Annotated in this window: 12 protein-coding genes and 1 pseudogene; 4 read left to right on the top strand and 9 right to left on the bottom strand. The window is 38.8% G+C overall.

The window, feature by feature from the left end; translation table 11 throughout:
- The first annotated feature begins 248 nt into the window (after nucleotides 1–248).
- From H605_RS17740 to H605_RS17745, 3 genes and pseudogenes are all read left to right on the top strand, one after another.
- Nucleotides 249–1,605: pseudogene (locus H605_RS17740) on the top strand (IS4 family transposase).
- A gap of 169 nt (nucleotides 1,606–1,774) precedes the next feature.
- Complete coding sequence (locus H605_RS0110335; RefSeq protein WP_029054154.1) at nucleotides 1,775–1,969, top strand: hypothetical protein; 195 nt, start codon at nucleotides 1,775–1,777, stop codon at nucleotides 1,967–1,969.
- Nucleotides 1,970–2,745: 776 nt separating this feature from the next.
- Nucleotides 2,746–4,311: an APC family permease gene (locus tag H605_RS17745; RefSeq protein ID WP_051210552.1), complete on the top strand. Its 1,566-nt coding sequence runs from the start codon at nucleotides 2,746–2,748 to the stop codon at nucleotides 4,309–4,311.
- Between the two features lie 269 nt (nucleotides 4,312–4,580).
- Here the strand turns inward: H605_RS17745 and H605_RS19445 are convergent, their stop codons facing one another.
- The 7 genes from H605_RS19445 to H605_RS0110380 form a co-directional block, all read right to left on the bottom strand.
- The gene (locus H605_RS19445) at nucleotides 4,581–4,739 is read right to left on the bottom strand and encodes a group II intron maturase-specific domain-containing protein (protein WP_232321282.1); all 159 of its coding nucleotides are present in this window, start codon (nucleotides 4,737–4,739) and stop codon (nucleotides 4,581–4,583) included.
- Between the two features lie 377 nt (nucleotides 4,740–5,116).
- Complete coding sequence (locus H605_RS19450; RefSeq protein WP_335695478.1) at nucleotides 5,117–5,485, bottom strand: reverse transcriptase domain-containing protein; 369 nt, start codon at nucleotides 5,483–5,485, stop codon at nucleotides 5,117–5,119.
- An 828-nt stretch (nucleotides 5,486–6,313) separates the two neighbouring features.
- On the bottom strand, nucleotides 6,314–8,089 hold the full coding sequence (xsc, locus tag H605_RS0110360; protein WP_029054156.1) for a sulfoacetaldehyde acetyltransferase: 1,776 nt from the start codon (nucleotides 8,087–8,089) through the stop codon (nucleotides 6,314–6,316).
- A gap of 50 nt (nucleotides 8,090–8,139) precedes the next feature.
- Complete coding sequence (locus H605_RS0110365; protein ID WP_029054157.1) at nucleotides 8,140–9,078, bottom strand: selenium metabolism-associated LysR family transcriptional regulator; 939 nt, start codon at nucleotides 9,076–9,078, stop codon at nucleotides 8,140–8,142.
- Nucleotides 9,079–9,143: 65 nt separating this feature from the next.
- On the bottom strand, nucleotides 9,144–10,499 hold the full coding sequence (locus H605_RS0110370) for an aminotransferase (protein WP_029054158.1): 1,356 nt from the start codon (nucleotides 10,497–10,499) through the stop codon (nucleotides 9,144–9,146).
- Between the two features lie 44 nt (nucleotides 10,500–10,543).
- Nucleotides 10,544–11,680 (bottom strand): alanine dehydrogenase, encoded by a 1,137-nt coding sequence (gene ald / locus H605_RS0110375; RefSeq protein WP_029054159.1) that lies wholly within the window; start codon nucleotides 11,678–11,680, stop codon nucleotides 10,544–10,546.
- 198 nt (nucleotides 11,681–11,878) lie between these two features.
- The gene (locus tag H605_RS0110380) at nucleotides 11,879–12,601 is read right to left on the bottom strand and encodes a GntR family transcriptional regulator (protein ID WP_029054160.1); all 723 of its coding nucleotides are present in this window, start codon (nucleotides 12,599–12,601) and stop codon (nucleotides 11,879–11,881) included.
- A 521-nt stretch (nucleotides 12,602–13,122) separates the two neighbouring features.
- On the opposite strand from H605_RS0110380, the gene H605_RS0110385 reads away from it, so the two are divergent.
- Entirely contained in the window at nucleotides 13,123–14,250 is a 1,128-nt protein-coding gene (locus H605_RS0110385) for a response regulator (RefSeq protein WP_029054161.1), read from the top strand.
- Nucleotides 14,251–14,304: 54 nt separating this feature from the next.
- Here the strand turns inward: H605_RS0110385 and H605_RS0110390 are convergent, their stop codons facing one another.
- A complete protein-coding gene (locus H605_RS0110390; RefSeq protein ID WP_029054162.1) occupies nucleotides 14,305–17,343 on the bottom strand; it encodes a hybrid sensor histidine kinase/response regulator in 3,039 nt (1,012 codons plus the stop codon).
- A 58-nt stretch (nucleotides 17,344–17,401) separates the two neighbouring features.
- Entirely contained in the window at nucleotides 17,402–18,253 is an 852-nt protein-coding gene (locus H605_RS0110395) for a sensor domain-containing diguanylate cyclase (RefSeq protein ID WP_029054163.1), read from the bottom strand.
- Nucleotides 18,254–18,263: the final 10 nt, after the last annotated feature.

Genomic DNA, 18,263 nt, shown 5'->3' on the forward strand with positions numbered 1-18,263 from the left:
CGCCATACATGCCACCTCTTCCGATAAGATCTGTTCCTTCTATTATATAAGCTCAAATTGAAAGAATCAAAAAAGCATTTACTTAACTTTTGCACTAAAGAAAATAGTATGTAACCATTGATAGTGTTAGCACTAGGGCTTGCCGATTAGTAACCTTGACATCTACAATAAGAAATGAAAAAACACCTCATTCTTTGGTAAAGTGAGATTGTTTAAGAAATCACTACCACAGAAGAGGTGTCCCTACTATGATAGATCAAACGAGCCCACATAATCAACTGCCAAAGGAATTGGATTCTGTCTTTACCGAGCTGAAAATCAATAAGCATTTGCGCGAAACAGGCATTCGAAAATCCCTTGGTTTCAGCTGTTCGTACTTATTCCAGTTGGTGTTCTGACTGATTTTCCAGCATAAGAATTGGTATTCTCTACTCTACTCGACTCGAAGAAAGCAGACAACTATCCAGCCAAGATGCCGTGTATCGATTTTTGAAATAATCCACGTTCAATTGGCATCGTTTTCTCCTTCTTTTAAGTACATTCACCATTCAAAAGGTGACTCGCCTTACAGATAAAGATCGGCAGAAAGTGTTGATTATCGATGATTCTGCGTATGATCGAAATTGTAGTAAAAAAGTAGAATTATTAGCACGCTGCTTTGATCATGCGTTCCTGAAAATGCGCTTTTACAAAGGTTTTCGCATGTTAACCTTGGGATGGCCATACGTTCCTGCCTATCGATTTTCCCTGCTCAGTTCGAAAAAGTCTCAAATTAATAGCATTTCTCAAGATATCGAAAAACGCACTTGCGGCTATAAACGTCGAGAGAATACGCTTCAGTCAGCCCCTAAACAGATTGCCTGACATGATTAGACGGGCCCTGGCAAACGAAGTGGAAGTCAGCTATGTCTTGATGGATTCATGGTTCACCCTGCCTCCACTTGTCAAAGCCATCGTAAAGCAGGGATTGGACGTCATTGGCATGGTAAAAAAACAAAGCAGCGCTATCTCGTCAATGGAAAACCGGTTTCCTTGAAGCAACTGTATCAACTGGCGCAGCCTGTCGAGTCCAAGAAAGGGATTCTTCGTTCCATCGACACGGTGATGAAGAATGGAACGCCTGTTAAGATTGTTTTTATCCAGAACAGGAATAAACGCAGTGAATGGCTTGCCATCCTTAGTACCGACTGCAGTCTAGCCGAACAGGAAATCGTCCGGATTTACGGCATGCGGTGGGATATTGAGGCCTTCTTTAAGACGGCCGAGTCCCTTTTAAGATTGGAGAAGGAATTTCAAAATCGCTCTTTCGACGTGCTAATCAGTCATACAATAATTGTTTTCGCGCGCTATATCGTACTTACGTGGCAAAACCGATGCCATACTGATCAACGCACACTTGGTGGGCTTTTTTATGAGCTGTGCGACGAAGAAAATAAACTCGATTGGGCTATCGCTTTACAGCAGTTGATCGGTCTACTTGAAGATGCGCGCAAACAGACGAATTCAAAAATCAAAAAATTAATTCAAAGTCAACTGGAACGGTGGATCGCTGCTCTGCCTAGTTATATCAAGGCTTATTTGCCGATTTCAGTCTGCGAAAGTTGAGATACTATGATTAGTAGCGGTGAAGAACAGGCCGATAGATGGCTCATATCGCTAGGTAAGTTCACTTTTGTTGCGCTAGCTTCTACAGCAGAATGACATGTAGAAGCTAGCGCAACAAAAGGAAAAAACCGAGAAACGGATCCATACGGCTAGAGAGGAGCTTTCTTCATTGCCTGAAAGGGCATCCACAGAGACGACTGATCAACCTTCATTGGAACTAGAATTGGAAAACAAGCGATTTCTGGATGTATTGCGAATTGCGATGCATAATGCGGGGCAAATGTTACTGGATGTATTCAAGTGTTGTTACTCTAATCCACGGGATATACATAAAGTCCTGCAAGCCACTGCTAATCACAAATAGAAGATGGTTACATGTCACTACATAAAGGAACTTCCATCAAAAGGAATTTACCGTGGAACAAACACCCTCTTATCCTCCGAAGGGTAATGTGCACTTCACCTTATGGCAGTGCTGCTTTGAATCCTCAAATCCTTTTTCCCTTCCCATTTCTAAATGAGATAGTGGTTTTAAAAAGTATTCTCCTCGTTACATTGACGGGACCAACCAACTTTTTACATAGTCACCATAAAGCTAATTATTCAGTTCGAATTATTATTTCATGAAAACACGACGGTATATAAAAATTAACCATAAACCTTATCTCACTTTCCAATAACTCTATTTTACAGAAATTGTTGATTATTCAGTATTTAACCGCTAGAATTTAATCTATAGACATGATATAACCCCAATAAGATAAGGTTTGAAAATCCCTTAAGAGTTTATTGTGAATTCAAATATTTTTTTACAATGGGCAGTAATTTCGGAGAGGAGCGACTTTAAACATGCCAAGTAAACCGTCTTAGCTCTATATTTTTATCACAGCTTTGAAGTTATAAGCTATTATCGCTTTTGTTAAACATGTGTCGGTATACTTCTGCTGCGTTTCCGATTGGTGTACCTAATTTCCCCCTTCCTCGGATCCTTTTTGTGCGATATTTACTATTTTACCACTTTTCAGTTTCGGTCAGGAAACAATCAAGGCGATTTTGGCTTTTCGGGTGTGAATCATAGACACTTTTTAAAAAAACTATTTTGATAGCGCTTACAAAAAATAATGACGAGGAGGAATACAAATGGAACAACGTGAACAGTTACAGAGAACATTAAAACCACATTGGGTTTGGGCAATTGCTTTTGGTTCGGCGGTTGGATGGGGAGCGTTTGTTTTACCAGTTGATTGGATGGGAATGGCGGGACCACTCGGGGTCATTATTGGTTTCTTAATTGGAGCGCTCTTGATGATAATCATCGGAATTAGCTACGGTTTCCTTGTTGAAAAGTTACCCATATCTGGAGGTGAGTTTACCTATGCTTATTATGGATTAGGTAGATATCATGCATTTGTATGTGGATGGTTTTTAACGCTTGGCTATATGTCGATTGTAGCATTAAATGCATCTGCTATAGCACTTCTAGGAAAATTTGTCTTACCATCTATTGTTGAACGAGGTTTTATGTATAGTATTGCTGGATGGGAGGTTTATGCGGGAGAGGTTGTCATTGCCTGTATCGCATTAGTAGTTTTTGCTTTTATAAATATACGAGGAGCGGACTTATCCGGATTTTCTCAATTTGTATTTTGTGTCGCATTAATAGTTGGCTTAGCTTTACTAACAATCGGTATGATTCTACATCCAGCCAGCTCTTTTACGAACATACAACCACTGTTCAATCCAGGGGTAGGAGCTTTGTCATCAATCATTGCCATCGTTGCCATTGCACCCTGGGCATATGTTGGGTTTAGTAATATACCACAAGCGGCTGAAGAATTTGACTTTTCTCCTAAAAAGTCATTTAAATTAATTGTTATCGCTCTACTTTGTGCAGGTTTTGCCTATTGTTTATCCATAATAGCTACTGGTGTAGGTCAATCTTGGACTAGTGCTGTTGAAACAGGATCTATTTGGGGAACAGGTACTATTGTCGAAAATGCCTATGGGATTTGGGGAGTTATTTTACTTTCCTTTGCTTTAATGATGGGTATCTTTACCGGACTTAATGGTTTTTATGCATCAACTAGTCGACTACTGTTCGCAATGGGAAGAGCCAAAGTCCTTCCAGCAGCATTTGGAAAATTACATCCCAAATATAAAACACCATATATTGGTATTTTATTCACCTTGGCTGTAACCGTTTTCGCTCCATTATTTGGACGACAAGCGTTATTATGGGTAGTTGATATGTCGGCTCTTGGAGTAACAATCGCCTACTTCTATACCTGTTTTATAGCTTACCGTTTACTTAAATGGTCAGATGCATCCGCAAAGAATCCAAAAGGAATTTCCATTGTTGCACCAACACGTAAGTTTTTATGTTTACTAGGTGTAATCAGTAGCACAGGGTTTTTCCTTTTACTTGTCGTACCAGGTTCACCCGGATTCCTAGGAACACCGTCATGGATCGCCTTATCTATTTGGGTTGGACTTGGTGGTATCTTCTTTATTACTAGATTTAAAAGTTATAGTGCCATTCCAAAAGGTGAAATGGATCATTATGTTTTGGGGGATTATGTTGATAAAAAAGCAGAGGATTTTACATCTGTCTTAGCTCCTGTGGCAGCTGCAAGTGCAGATATTGAAGAGCCAAATGTTGAAATGGATTATGTTGATAAAAAAACAGAGGATGTTCCGGTGCCTTAACTTCTGTTACAGCTGCAAGTATTGAGGATATTAAATAATCAGCGCCGATATTCAAACGAGTAGGAGGGAGTGATTACCTCCCGACCTCTCACACCACCATACGTACCGTTCGGTATATGGCGGTTCATTTAAGACTGATGACGTAAATTTACGTATCGTGATAGTAGACTTTTGAGCCCTCGAAAACTCCAGTAGGAGTTTCCGAGGGCTCTATATAATAAAGGACTTTTGGAAGTTCTCCAGTAACTTTTACGTGAGTTACCCTATTCCTATGCCTTAACTTTCTGTTCACCTAATCCAATGAGTTTTCTCGCCTTCTTACTTCGTTTCTTCCAGTTTTTCCACGTAGACATTCGAAGCCTTCTTCTAATCCAAGAATCGAAGTCTCCGAAAACACTTGGCCCTCCCCCAAAACGAAGGAACTGCACCAACCCAACAGGTATTAATTTAATTTCTTGATTCGATAATCCATGGGATAGGATTTCTTCCTAGAGGTATCTCGCGGATTTTATTCTTTATCCGCTTTAAACTTTCTTCAGGAATCGGAACCTTTGATTCTTTCTGAAAAGTAAAGATGAATCCAAGAAACTTCCTCTTCCAAGGGCGGTCCATCGCGGATCTATTCTGATTAACTTTCAACCTAGGTTTCCCTTCGATAAATGAAGTGATGGAATCCACGAATCAATTTTCCGATTTCTTTGTTTTCACATAGATATTGCAGGCATCGGCGTATCGGACAAAGTTATGTTCCTTTTTCTCCAACTCTATATTCAGTTCATCTAAGACAACATTAGAGAGTAGAAGACTAAGAGGTCCTTCTTGTGGAGTTCCTTATGCACTTGTTGTCACCAGACCACTTATATATGGTTCCAGATTTCAGACGGCTACGGATTGGCCCGAGTAGACGTTTATCTTCAATTTGCTTCACAAGTGTTCTCGTGAACCTATAATGATTCACCATGTCTAAGAAATTCTCTAAGTCCATATCCACAACCCTACGATTCCCCCCTTGAATATATCCTTTTGCTCTCCTTATCACATCACTGGCGCATCGATTTGTTCGAAACCCAAAGCTATGAATTGAAAATGTCGGATCATATAAAGAGGTTAATTCGTGGGCAATGACTTGTTGAATGAGACGATCTGTCACGGTAGGGATACCTAATAACCGCACTCCACCATCAGGTTTCGGGATTTCTTCCCTGCGGACAGGCTGTGCCTAGAAGCACCCTAAAGGGGTTCCATTTTGCTGGTTTCATAGTGTTCTAGGATGTGCTTCCGCAGGTCTTGTACGGGTATTACATCCACGCCGAGGCCACTGAAAAAGTCCTGGATTATAGGTTGAACTACGAATTGTCCATTTGACACGCTTTGGTGCATTTTGGATGCCTCCCACTAAAAAGGTGCCTTCGCTAGTTATTCCTAGGCAACTTTAGGACAACTACTTCGTCAGTACAGTGTGTATTGATAACACGCAGGTCTATCGGTATGCAGATACAAGGTGCGATGGCCATATTTGCGGTCAATCTCAAACGAATTAGAGCATTGATAAGTGAAGCCGGGCAATCAGTAAAGGAAGCTGGGCGATTGAATGTTTTTCAATGTAACAAATTCTCATTTACGATTGGATAAAGAATATCAGTGCCTCAGTTACAAAGCATTTATTTATTGATTTACTGTTTTACGTGTGTTGCAATGAAGTAGAGATGATCCACTTCACCAAATACCTATTGACTATTTTGAACTAATAGGTACCGTGTTAGCTGCAGATTCCCTTATAACTGACGAACAAATTCACAAGACTTTTCACAACAATTGTTTCTCTATTCAAGTATAGCCTGATAATTTACCTCCTTCAGCCATTTTACATCAAGGCCGAAAACTTATTTATTGTGCCTGAAAGGTTAGTTAATAGATGATAAATGTTATCTCTTTCTCATAACAAAACACCTCCATGCTAGCATAGGCCAGTATGGAGATGTTTTTGCTTACTTATTTATTTTTATTTTTTCCATGCATCATGATCTAGGTGTTTATATTTATCCAAAAATCTTGTTGGCATTTTTAATGCGTCTTTTCTAAATGGTGGTGCAAGCTGTGTCCCGTCCACGAAGATGTTTAGGACTGCTGGCTTACGTTGCTCCAAAACCTCTTTTACTATCGGTCCAATATCCTCTGGATTAGTAATCGTATGGCCAATTGCTCCCATTGATTTAGCTACTTCAGCGAAATCAGGCGCATCAATATCGGCGCCGACAAAGCGGTTATCATAAAAGTCGACTTGATTCTTTTTCTCTGCTGCCCATGATTTATTGTTAAACACACAAGCGATAACAGGAATATCTTGTTCCACAGCCGTGCTTACTTCATGCAAACTCATTCCCCATGCACCATCACCAATGATGGCTACTACTGGTGAATCCGGCTCGGCCAGCTGAGCTCCAAGTGCTGCTGGATAAGCAAAGCCAGTATTACCAAATGTTAATGCTGCGATATGACGTCTAGATTGATTGAATTTCAGGTATGCATTGGCAGTCGATGATACGTTTCCAATATCGGATGAGATAATCGTGTTTTCAGGCAAGGCTTTTCTTAATTCTAACAAGGCACGACGTGGGTTGATTGGACTACCGTCTACCATTGCCAAGTCGATCAGTTCTTGTTCCCATTCTTCCTTGGCCTTGCCAAGCTCTTCCAAACGATCCTGTTTTTTCTCTGGAGATGGTAGGGCAGAAATTAATTGTTTATAAATCTCGTCACTCGCTGCTTTTGCATCGCCAATAATTCCAACCTCCACGGGATGTGTTCGTGCGATTTGTCGTGGGTTAATATCGACTTGAATTATTTTAGCGTTTTTCGGGAAATAATCAATATCGTAACAAGGTAATGTTCCAAATACCGATAGACGTGTTCCAATCGCTAGAACGACATCTGCTTTTTTCAGCGTATGCATTGCAGCTTTTGATCCCATATAACCAATTGGCCCAACTGCAAGTGGGTGATTTGCAGGGAAAGCATCATTGTGCATATATGTTACTGCAACAGGTGCTGTTAAATGCTCAGCTATTTGAGCAACCGCATCAATACCATCTGCATCTACTGCGCCACGTCCCGAAATAATAACAGGGTATTTTGCGTCTTTTAATAGTTCCACAGCTCTCTTAATCGATGCGGGGTCACCACAACCTCTGGCATCAACACGATACTGATGTGGCTGCAGAATTTGTTCTTCCAGTTCTCCATAAAATAGATCACGTGGAATATCGAACAATACTGGTCCGCGCTCAGCATACGCAATTCGGAAAGCAGTACGCAGACAATCAGCTACACGGCTCACATGTGTTACGCGGACTGTTTCTTTCGTAATTTCTTTAAAGATGGAAACTTGGTCACATTCTTGGAATCCATCCCAACCAATTGTAGGCGTCCCTGCTGAAGGGGAGATAATAACCATTGGTGTATGTGCTTGGTTCGCAGCTGCAACGGACGTTACCATATTTGTAATTCCTGGTCCGTTCTGTCCAACAAGAACTCCTGCAACACCGGAAACACGTGTAAAGGCATCCGCCATATGTCCAGCACTTTGTTCATGACGAACCGATAAGAATTTTATACCAGCTGCCGGGAATAAATCTAGCATATCCATAAAGGCCGAGCCCAAAATACCATAAACCTCTTTAACACCTTCCGCTAGAAGTGTTTCGACGATTGCCTCGCTTGGTGTCATTTTAACCTTTTGATTCGTTGCTTTTTTCACCATTGTTTGTTCTTTTACCATTTTTAAATTCCTCCTCCAAGTATAATTACTGATTTTTCAATCTATTTACATCAAGCATTGCTCGTCGGTAGGTGGATTAGAGTACCTACTTCTTTTTCCCGAATAATACTTCGTAACTCATCCAAAAATAATTCAGTTGATGATTTTAAAACGCGATCTTTACAAAATGCGATGTAAAAGGAGCGATAAAAAGATATATTTTTAATTGAATATGTCTTTAGCAATTTTAATTTTAATTCTTTTTTTATCGCACTTTTTGAAATGAACGACACTCCCAAGCCTAATTCAACAGCCGTTTTAATAGCCTCAGTACTTCCAAACTCCATAACTAAATTTAAATCATTTAATGAAAGTCCGGCCTGTTTTAAATATTTATCCACAACAGCTCGTGTACCTGATCCTTTTTCCCTAATAATAAGCGGTGTTTCTTTCAGTTGATCCAATGAAATATTCAGTTCATTATTAGAAAAATAATCTGGTGCAGCAATCAAAATAAGTTCATCTTCTAAAATTGGTTCCAGAGTAATTTGTGGATCCTCTATTGGTGTTTCAATTAACCCAACATCAATTAATTGATCTTTAAGATTATCTACGATTTTGTTTGAATTCTCGATCTTAACACTCATTTGAATGAGTGGGTACGAATCTATAAATCTTTTTAAAAACTCTGGAAGTATATACTCACCTATTGTTAGACTACATCCCATACTTAAATCACCAGTTATAGTGTTTTCCATTTGCAAAATTTCCTTTTGAGCTGAATCACTTAAACGGATAATCTCTTTGGCATATTTTAATAAAACATGTGCGGATAAAGTCATTGCTACCTTTTTCGTGGTTCGCTCAAATAGCTTAGTATTTAGTTCTTCTTCCAGCGCCTTTATTTGTGATGTAATCGTAGGTTGAGTAACATACAATATTTTTGCTGCGTCAGAAAAGCTTTTCTTTTCAGCAACCGCAATAAATGTTTTTAATCTTTCGTAATTCATCTATATTACCTTCCCATCCATCCCGCTCTTTACTCCAGATTAGCAGCATGTGAGTCAGGGTTAATTTAGAGACTACGAATAACAGATTCTACTGTTTCAACGATGAAATCCAAATCCTCTTCCGTGCTTGTTAATGGTGGTGCAACGATGATAACATTATTTTGACCTGGGACAGTGTCACCATTTTTACCAATAATCAAGCCTTTTTGTTTGCACTTGCCAACGATTTCAGCCATTTTCAAATCATCCAGAGGTTCTTTTGATTGTTTATCTTTTACCATTTCCAACCCAAGTAGAAAACCAACCCGCCTAACTTCCCCAACATTTTCGTGGTCTATTAGACTATCAAGTTTACCTAATTTCGTTTCACCTAACTCACGTACACGATCAACGATATTTTCCCTCTCAATAATTTCAATATTTTTAAGTGCAACAGCACATGAAGCTGGATGACCACCATAAGTGGAAACATGTCGGAAGTGATTATCTTTTCCTTCCTGATTAAACACATCATAGATTTCCGATTTAACAGCTGTAGCTCCAAGCGGTAAATAACCACTTGTTAAACCTTTTGCCATTGTCACAATGTCGGGTTGAACGCCTTCTGCATGCATGAAGCCAAACATTTCACCTGTTCGACCATAACCGGAAACGACTTCATCCATAATCAGTAATACATTGTACTTTTTACAAATTTCCGCAACGCGTTGAATATATTTATTAGATGGGATAATGACACCTCCACCTGAAATGAACGGTTCCATAATGAAGGCTGCTACAGTCTCTTCTCCTTCCCAATTGATCATTTCTTCAAGCATTTGCGCAGCTTTTAAATCAGACTCTTCCGGATCTCCACCAAAGATTGAGCGATAGCTATAAGGTGGATATACATGTAAAAACCCTGGCGCCCCTGGATCATATTTGACACGGCGATTTGCTTGTGCGGTTGCACTTAATGCCCCAAGTGTCGATCCATGGTAAGCACGATAACGCGAAATGAATTTAAATTTGCCTGGATTCCCCGTTTGGCTGTGGTATTGACGCGCGATTTTAAAAGCCGTTTCATTTGCCTCAGAACCACTATTAGAAAAGAAGGTTTGATAACTCGCACCTAACAATTCACTTATTTTCTTCGCCAATCCGACGGCAGGTTGATGATTCATTGTTAACGGAAAATAAGATAGCTTTTTCATTTGTTCTGTGGCTGCGTCCACTATTTCTTGACGCCCATAACCAAGATTCAAACACCACAAACCTGACACACCATCGAGGTATTTATTTCCGTTCTCATCTGTAAACCATGATCCTTCACCTGATACTCCAACTGTTTGCTGTGCATTTGGATTGTGGCGATGCATTGCATTCCATAAATGAGATGTTGTTTTTTCCATCATATTACTCATTTCAACTGCTGTCTTCATAGGTCTTTCCCCCATTCTATTATCATTCTAACTTAACAGTAGGTTCAAAAGGAAGAAACTGGTTTTTCAGTAAAGATAGTAGATAGTGATTTATAAGGCATGTTGTGTGTAGTGGCAACCTTTTCGTATGTTACAAATCCATCATGTGTATTTACACCTTTGGCAAATGCTTCGTTTGTTTCAACCGCATTCTGTAATCCTTTATTCGCGAGTAAAACACCATAATGACTTGTATTGTTCGTCAATGATATAGTTGATGTTCTCGCTACGGCTCCAGGCATGTTTGCAACAGCATAATGCAATACGCCATTTTTCAGATATGTTGGGTCATCATGTGTCGTAATACGGTCAATTGTTTCAATCGATCCTCCTTGATCAACTGCAACATCAATAATGACAGACCCTTTGGACATTTTCTTTACCATATCCTCAGAAACCAATATCGGAGCTTTAGCACCTGGTATCAGTACTGCCCCAATTAATAGATCTGCATGTTCTACTGCCTCTTGTATGTTTAGTGGATTTGACATTAAGGTTGTGATAGTTCCACCAAACATATCATCCAATTCACGGAGACGATTTGCATTGATATCAATAATGGTTACATTCGCTCTTAGACCGATCGCCATTTTCGCGGCATTTGTTCCTACAGCACCACCACCAATGATGACAACATTTGCTGGTTTAACTCCTGGTACACCACCAAGAAGAATACCTTTTCCGCCCTTGGAGTTTTCTAAAAACTGTGCACCAATTTGAACCGACATCCGCCCAGCAACCTCACTCATTGGAGCTAAAAGTGGTAATGAACCATTACTGTTCTGAATTGTTTCATAAGCGATTGCAGTTACTTTTTTCTCAACAAGTTGTCGCGTTAAATTTTCCTCGGCAGCTAAATGGAGGTACGTAAATAGAATTAAGCCTTCCCTTAAGTAACTATACTCTTCAGGTTGCGGTTCTTTGACCTTCATCACCATCTCTGCCGCCCATGCTTCACCCGCTGTAGCTACAATTTCAGCACCTGTTACTCTATATTCCTCATCCGAGAAACCGCTTTCATTACCTGCCATGCTTTCCACCAACACACGATGTCCTGCATGCACAAAAGCCGTAACTCCAGATGGTGTAAGTGCAACTCGGTGCTCATTGTTCTTAACTTCACGAGGAACCCCAATAATCATGAAAATCACTCCATTCTCCCTTAATTAACCAGCACAACATTTATGCGATAGGTCGTGACGTCCGGACCAGTTGTAGTAGGTTTATAAATAGTGTATACGAAAGTGGTATTAGTTTACAATGTTTTTTTTCAATTCAGATATTTGAAAACTCAATACATCTTATTACAATACGTAATTATTGGGGGATAGCATTTAATACTACCCGAATTTTCGTGATAGATTCATTTTAAAGGAATACATATCACTCCGATAAAATGCTTCTTCCATTTCAACAACAGAACCAGCTTGATCTTTAATAATTCGCACTGCAATCATAAAATTTGTATTAGCTGGAACATCCAAATACTCCATATCCTCTGGCAACAAATACCCACTCGAAATCGTTTGATCTGCCTCGGCGAACTGTATACCTAGTTCATTTTGAACTAAATCGTAAAGTGTAGCATTATCTAAATTATATTTAATTAATTCTTCTCCAATCGCAATTGGATAATAATGTCGTTCAATACCAATTGGAATATCATCCGCATAACGCACTCTTTTTATAAAATAGGCTTCTGTAAACCCAGTTCGCTCCTGAATATAAGTCGACGGTATAGTTTTGTAATGCGTAATTAGTTTTGCCCCAGGTTTCATTCCTATGTCACGGATGGCTTCCGTCGTACTACTTAAATTCCCAAGCCAATCATGAATCGGTTTTAACGAAACAAATGTACCTTTACCGTGCCTCTTTTCAAGAATCCCTTCCCGAACTAATAGATTGATGGCTTCACGCACCGTACTACGGCTAATGTTGTATTCTCCTATAAACTGGCGTTCACTCGGAATTTGTTCAGAAAAAATCCCTTCCGCTACTTGTTTTTCAATGATATCTTTTAATTGAATATGCAATGGTATCGCACTAGTATAATCAAGTTTCACTTCGGATTTCTCCTTTCTCATTGTTTCTACAGGATAGCAAAAATTGAGAAATTGTAAAGAATAGGCATATTTTTTTGATATAACAGGACTCGGGACAAAGTGAATTTCTGAGATAATCAAGAAATGGGAACTCAGTAATAGTAGGCATTAGAGACACCTACAGCGAATATTTTTTTTGTGGTTTACCCACAAAAAAAATTCTCTCTTTTCCAGAGAATCTGTAATGCTACTATATGATGTGTTTGATTTAGGCTGGGAACTATAAAAACTAGACATAATGTCCCGAGTCCTGTATTTACATCTTGTACTTAGATGTTTTCAGGTTGTCTTCATTTTGTAAAAACATATCAACCTCAATATTTATTATAGAGCCGTTTTAAACATTCAAATCTCCATAAGGATGTAGATATTATAGTTTTATAAACTGTTTTCAATTAGCGTCAGCCTTGTTTATATTTCCACAATCTGACATAATAATAGAATGTGTTCGGGAAGTAGATAAGTTAAGGAGGAAAATCACAATGATACGGGCAATACTTGTAGACGATGAGCATCTAGCTTTAAAACAGATGCAGAAACAATTATTGAAGACAAGCGAAGTTGAAATCGTAGCTTCGTATTCTAATGCGACTGAAGTATTAAAAAATATGAGATCAATTCCATTTGATGTTATTTTCTTAGATATTGATATGCCTGGAATGAGCGGTTTAGAATTAGCGGATTTAATCTTGGATTGGAACAAAGACATTTTAATTGTATTTGTAACTGCTTATCGAGATTATGCAGTGCAAGCTTTCGAGCTACATTCCATTGATTACCTATTAAAACCAATATTGCTGGATCGCCTGTTAAAAACTATCCATCGCCTACAAGAAGAATTAAGTATTCGTTCTAAAGGTAGTGTTCTCATCCCCACAGAACAGGATCTTTCGTTAAAAATTACTTGTTTTAAGGAGTTCACGGTATATCATGAGACAGAGCAAGTGAAATGGAAAACAGCGAAAGTTAAAGAACTATTCGCCTATTTCATTACCTATCTACAGGACTCGATTCACCGTGATACACTAATCGATGCGCTCTGGCCAGAAGTTGAATATAAACGAGCCAAGATTCTCTTACATACGACTATCTCCTATTTGCGCAGCTTGCTAGATTCTTTAGGGTATCCAAATGCCATTAAGTTTGCACAAGGCAGTTATTCAATGCAGTTAGACGGACTCCACTCCGACGCACAACAATTCGAACAGTATTTTAGTGAATCATCGATTGTAACTGCGCAAACGATTGCCCAGTGCGAAAGGCTTCTAAAAACCTATACTGGAGACTATTTAGAAGTCAATGGTTATGAGTGGGCAGGTGCAAAGGCCAATTTATTAAGACAACTGCTACTTCATTCTCTTCAAAATGTTGCTGATTACTTCTCGGCAGACTCCCAGCCTACAAAGAAACAGAAATATTTACAACGTCTTATTGCAGCTGATCCCTACTCCGATTATTACACTCGTCAACTTATCCAGTTCCATATAAACAATGGCAACAGAGGAGAAGCTCTACGTGTTTTTAATGAACTAAAAGACTTGCTTATGGAAGACCTTGGCATTACGCCAGACTCGTTAACGATGGAACTCTTTTCTTCACTTTTAGAATAAACAATCGAGGGTAATCACTGTTCTATTAGAATAGTGATTGCCCTCTTTTAGTTTTTAGAGAGGTATATAAAATGATATAGTGGTTCCTTTAGAAATTTCACTAGTAATGTCTAATCCATTTCCAAATAACTGTTTTAGACGCTTATCTGTATTTATCAATCCAATTCCTTTACCCTGCTCATTTTCGCGTTCTAATAATGTCCGTATTCTTTCATCACTCATTCCTATACCGTCATCATGTATTGAAATCTCTACATGATCTGATACTTCAACAATGGTTATCGTTACTGTTCCACCTTCTGGTAAACAAAGCACACCATGCGTAATCGCGTTTTCTACTAATGTTTGAATGGATAGAGGTGGCACCTTCACTTTCGATTGGACTCGAACATCCCACTCAATCTTTAAACGATCGTTAAAACGTTGTTGTTCAATATACGTGTATGATTTGACTAAACTCAGTTCATTCTCAAGTGACACTAACTGATTTAGATTTTGAGTAGAAAAACTGGAATTTAAATACGTACCAAACTGGTTGATTAAATTCATCATTTTCTCCGGATCATCTTCGCTTAGTGCGGCTATAGCATTAAGTGTATTAAATAAGAAATGTGGTTTAATTTGCGCTTGCAACCATGCCGCTTCCATTGCAGTACGTTCATTCATAGATTTTTGTAAATCGGTTAAAGCTTGGACGCGTACTACTAATTCGATTCGATCCACAGGCTTTCTTACGTAATCATTGGCACCATACTGAAACCCAACTTGTACATCTTCTGCAGCACTTCGTGCCGTTAGCAGCAGAATTGGTAATTGTACAATGGAGTAGCGCTTACGTATTTGCTTACATAACTCATAACCTGACATTTGCGGCATCATCACATCGGTAATGACCAAACTCCACTTTTTCTCATCTATACAGGCGAGAGCTTGTGAACCGCTTGCGCACGTTGTCACAACAAAACCTTTATTTTGCAAAATTTGTTTAATTACTGATCTATTTACCTGATCATCATCTACTACAAGAATCTGAGCTCCTACGACAGGAACATTCGAGTCTGTAAATTCCGTTTCCTTACTGATTGACGTCATAGAATTTGGAGAAATCGTCTCGTCTTTAAGAGTACGCTCTTTTCCTATTGGTACTATAAATGTAAATGTAGACCCTTTTCCTAGTTCAGATTGAACCCCGATATCACCATTATGCAAGTGAACAAGCTGTTCGCAAATGGCTAACCCTAATCCTAGACCTCCGCCAAGCGCTGTGATACTCGAATCTGCCTGTTCATATGGTTGGAAAACAGATTCTAACACATCAGGATTCATCCCAATCCCTGTATCTTGCACTGAAATCTCCGCTGTGTCCCCTACAGTCCTTGCTGTGATGACAATTTCACCAAATCCTGTGAACTTAACTGCATTATGAACCAAGTTGAAAACAATTTGGAATAAGCGATTTTCATCCCCTATAACAAAAGGAAAGTCCTTTGGAATCTGTATGCGGAAATTAATATCCTTCCCTTCAGTCATAAACTTGAGTGCATCTACCGCACTTGTTACGACTGCAGAAATATTGACTTCTTCTAAATGTAACTGAATTCCTTTTTCTTTCAATATTTGAGCATCTATTAAGTCATTTAAAATATAGGACATTCTTTTACTTATTGTTATTAAGGTTTCCATATTTTCCTTGCTTTCATTCGACAACTGGCCATCAGTTTCATAAATTGTTTGTGAAATATTCATAATGCCGTGAAGTGGATTGCGTAATTCATGGGATGTATTTGCTAAGAATTCGTCTTTTTGGTCGCTAACTCGCTGCAACCTCTTTGCTAACGCCTGACTTTCTTTGGATACTCTAAAGAATTGTTTAAACCAAAAGACTGCAAGCAGTAGAACCGCAATCATTATGTCAAATGGATAGTAAGGCAACACAACTATACTATTTGTTTTCAGAGTGCCCCATCCAATACTATTTGCAATACTAACTACTGCTAGTAGTAAGTAAATAACACTTGAAGTACCGTCTTTGAGAAGTAAAAACAAACTAATAGCAATTATAAGAGGGACAGTGAGCATTAAGAAAGAAAACAGAAATTGCGCGACTGCAAACCACTCAAACACCCTCATGAATATATATATAACATATAATCCAAGACTCATGTAATAAGCAACAGTTACACCTATTCTCTTCTTTGTCGAATTATCTACTAAACGTTTAAAAACAAGCATCAGGAATACTACGGATGTCACGTAGGATATTGAAAACAAATGCATCCAAAACTGCGGAGAGATTTCTGGAAATATGGTTAGGAAAACTCGATCGTCGTCCATCAGAATCGAAATCGCTGCACTGCCAAAAACCATAGCCAAATAGAACATTTCAAGTTTTCTAGAAAAACCAAAGTAAATAATAAGAGCAAAAAGAAAATGTAAGATTAAGATACTTGCAGATAAAATCTGAAGGACAATCGATAGCGTGTAAAAAGTGGTTACATTCTTTGAATAACCGAACTGAATCGGTTCTTTAATGCCTCCGATACGTGTATGTCCAGTGTCAGCTATCTGGATAAGCACGTCAATTTCATCCACATTGCTGTCAATTGTTACAAAGAATGGTCGGGCACCTGAGCTATACTTTTCTGGCGAAGTAGCGACACTTCCTTGGTTTGAAACGTTCCGTCCATTTATATAAATTTTTGACGTAGAACGGATATCTTTCATATAAAACGTATACGGTTCCATTTGTGTAGACGGATCTAGTAAAATTCGTAATTGATAAGTCCCATAAAAATAATCCGCATCTTCCGTCTCAGAACTAGCGTCAAAGTAGCTCTTCCAATCACCTGGGAGTGTAATCTCAACGGGGCTACTCGGTGAGCTATTCGGTTTTATTAAACTTCTAGGATACAACAGCCATTCACCGTTTAACGGAATGGTTTCATCTGCAAAGTCTATCCCTCTAAGGTCTAGCAGCCCGTTTACCGCTTTCGGATAATTGGTCGGACCATATTGTTGCACCCATAGCAATCTAAAACCCGTAAGGATAAGTATGAAGCATCCAGTTATGAGCAACAGTTTTTTATTATTCAAAACAGCCCCCCTTAACGACTTCAAGTCTATTTCTTTTAATATAAGTAACGCTCCCAAACTATCTATGTTTTAATAACTTGGTCCTATACATTGCAATATCCGCAAGTTCTAATAGCTGTGATGTGTCAGTACTATCCTGTGGATAACAACTATACCCAAGACTCGTACTCACTGTAAGCTCAAAATCATCTATGACAAAACCAGTAGCAAATGCGGCATGAATGGCTTCCACAGTCTTATCAATAATAGTTATAAATGGAATCAGAATAACAAATTCATCACCACTTACATGAAACACACTGTCTTTACATAAGGATAGATTGCTCAATCGGTTCCCCATATGGAATAGCAATTGATCTCCCACAGCATGCCCATACGTATCATTTACTAATTTAAAATTATCAATATCTAAATTTATCACTGAGAACTCTGAATTTTTTCTAGGATAATACTTTAAAACCTCAGTCAACTTTCTGCGGTTCGGTAAATTCGTTACTTCATTTTGAAAAGCGATCTCCTTCCATCTTATCGCATTTTTCTGTTCCGTGCGGTCTATATGAATAGAAATAATTTTATCGATTCTCCCTTCCAAATCCGCAACTGGCACAAACGTAGACTCTAAATATTTCAACTCACCGTATTTTGTGATGAAACACGCTTCCCCTTTCCAAGCTTCTCCTTGATGGATAGAGTGTGAGATACTTTCGATATTGTAAATCTGACCATCTAATAACATCGTACATTCTTTTCCGTGGAGATCTTCTAGTGTATAGTGAAACGTTTCTAAAAAGCGATTATTGACTTCTAGAAATTGCCCATCTGATGACAGATAGGCAACTAACAATGATTCTTCTAGCAGCTGATACAGCACATCTTGTTGTGGCGTATTAAAGACATCTCGTAAGAGCATTTTGTTCACC

Source organism: Sporosarcina ureae DSM 2281 (genome assembly GCF_000425545.1).
In the GTDB taxonomy this organism is placed as follows: Bacteria; Bacillota; Bacilli; order Bacillales_A; family Planococcaceae; genus Sporosarcina; species Sporosarcina ureae.

Coding starts and splice junctions, on each gene's coding strand:
- H605_RS17745 (WP_051210552.1), top strand. CDS start 2,746: ATGGAACAACGTGAACAGTTACAGAGAACATTAAAACCACATTGGGTT.
- xsc (WP_029054156.1), bottom strand. CDS start 8,089: ATGGTAAAAGAACAAACAATGGTGAAAAAAGCAACGAATCAAAAGGTT.
- H605_RS0110365 (WP_029054157.1), bottom strand. CDS start 9,078: ATGAATTACGAAAGATTAAAAACATTTATTGCGGTTGCTGAAAAGAAA.
- H605_RS0110370 (WP_029054158.1), bottom strand. CDS start 10,499: ATGAAGACAGCAGTTGAAATGAGTAATATGATGGAAAAAACAACATCT.
- ald (WP_029054159.1), bottom strand. CDS start 11,680: ATGATTATTGGGGTTCCTCGTGAAGTTAAGAACAATGAGCACCGAGTT.
- H605_RS0110385 (WP_029054161.1), top strand. CDS start 13,123: ATGATACGGGCAATACTTGTAGACGATGAGCATCTAGCTTTAAAACAG.
- H605_RS0110395 (WP_029054163.1), bottom strand. CDS start 18,253: ATGCTCTTACGAGATGTCTTTAATACGCCACAACAAGATGTGCTGTAT.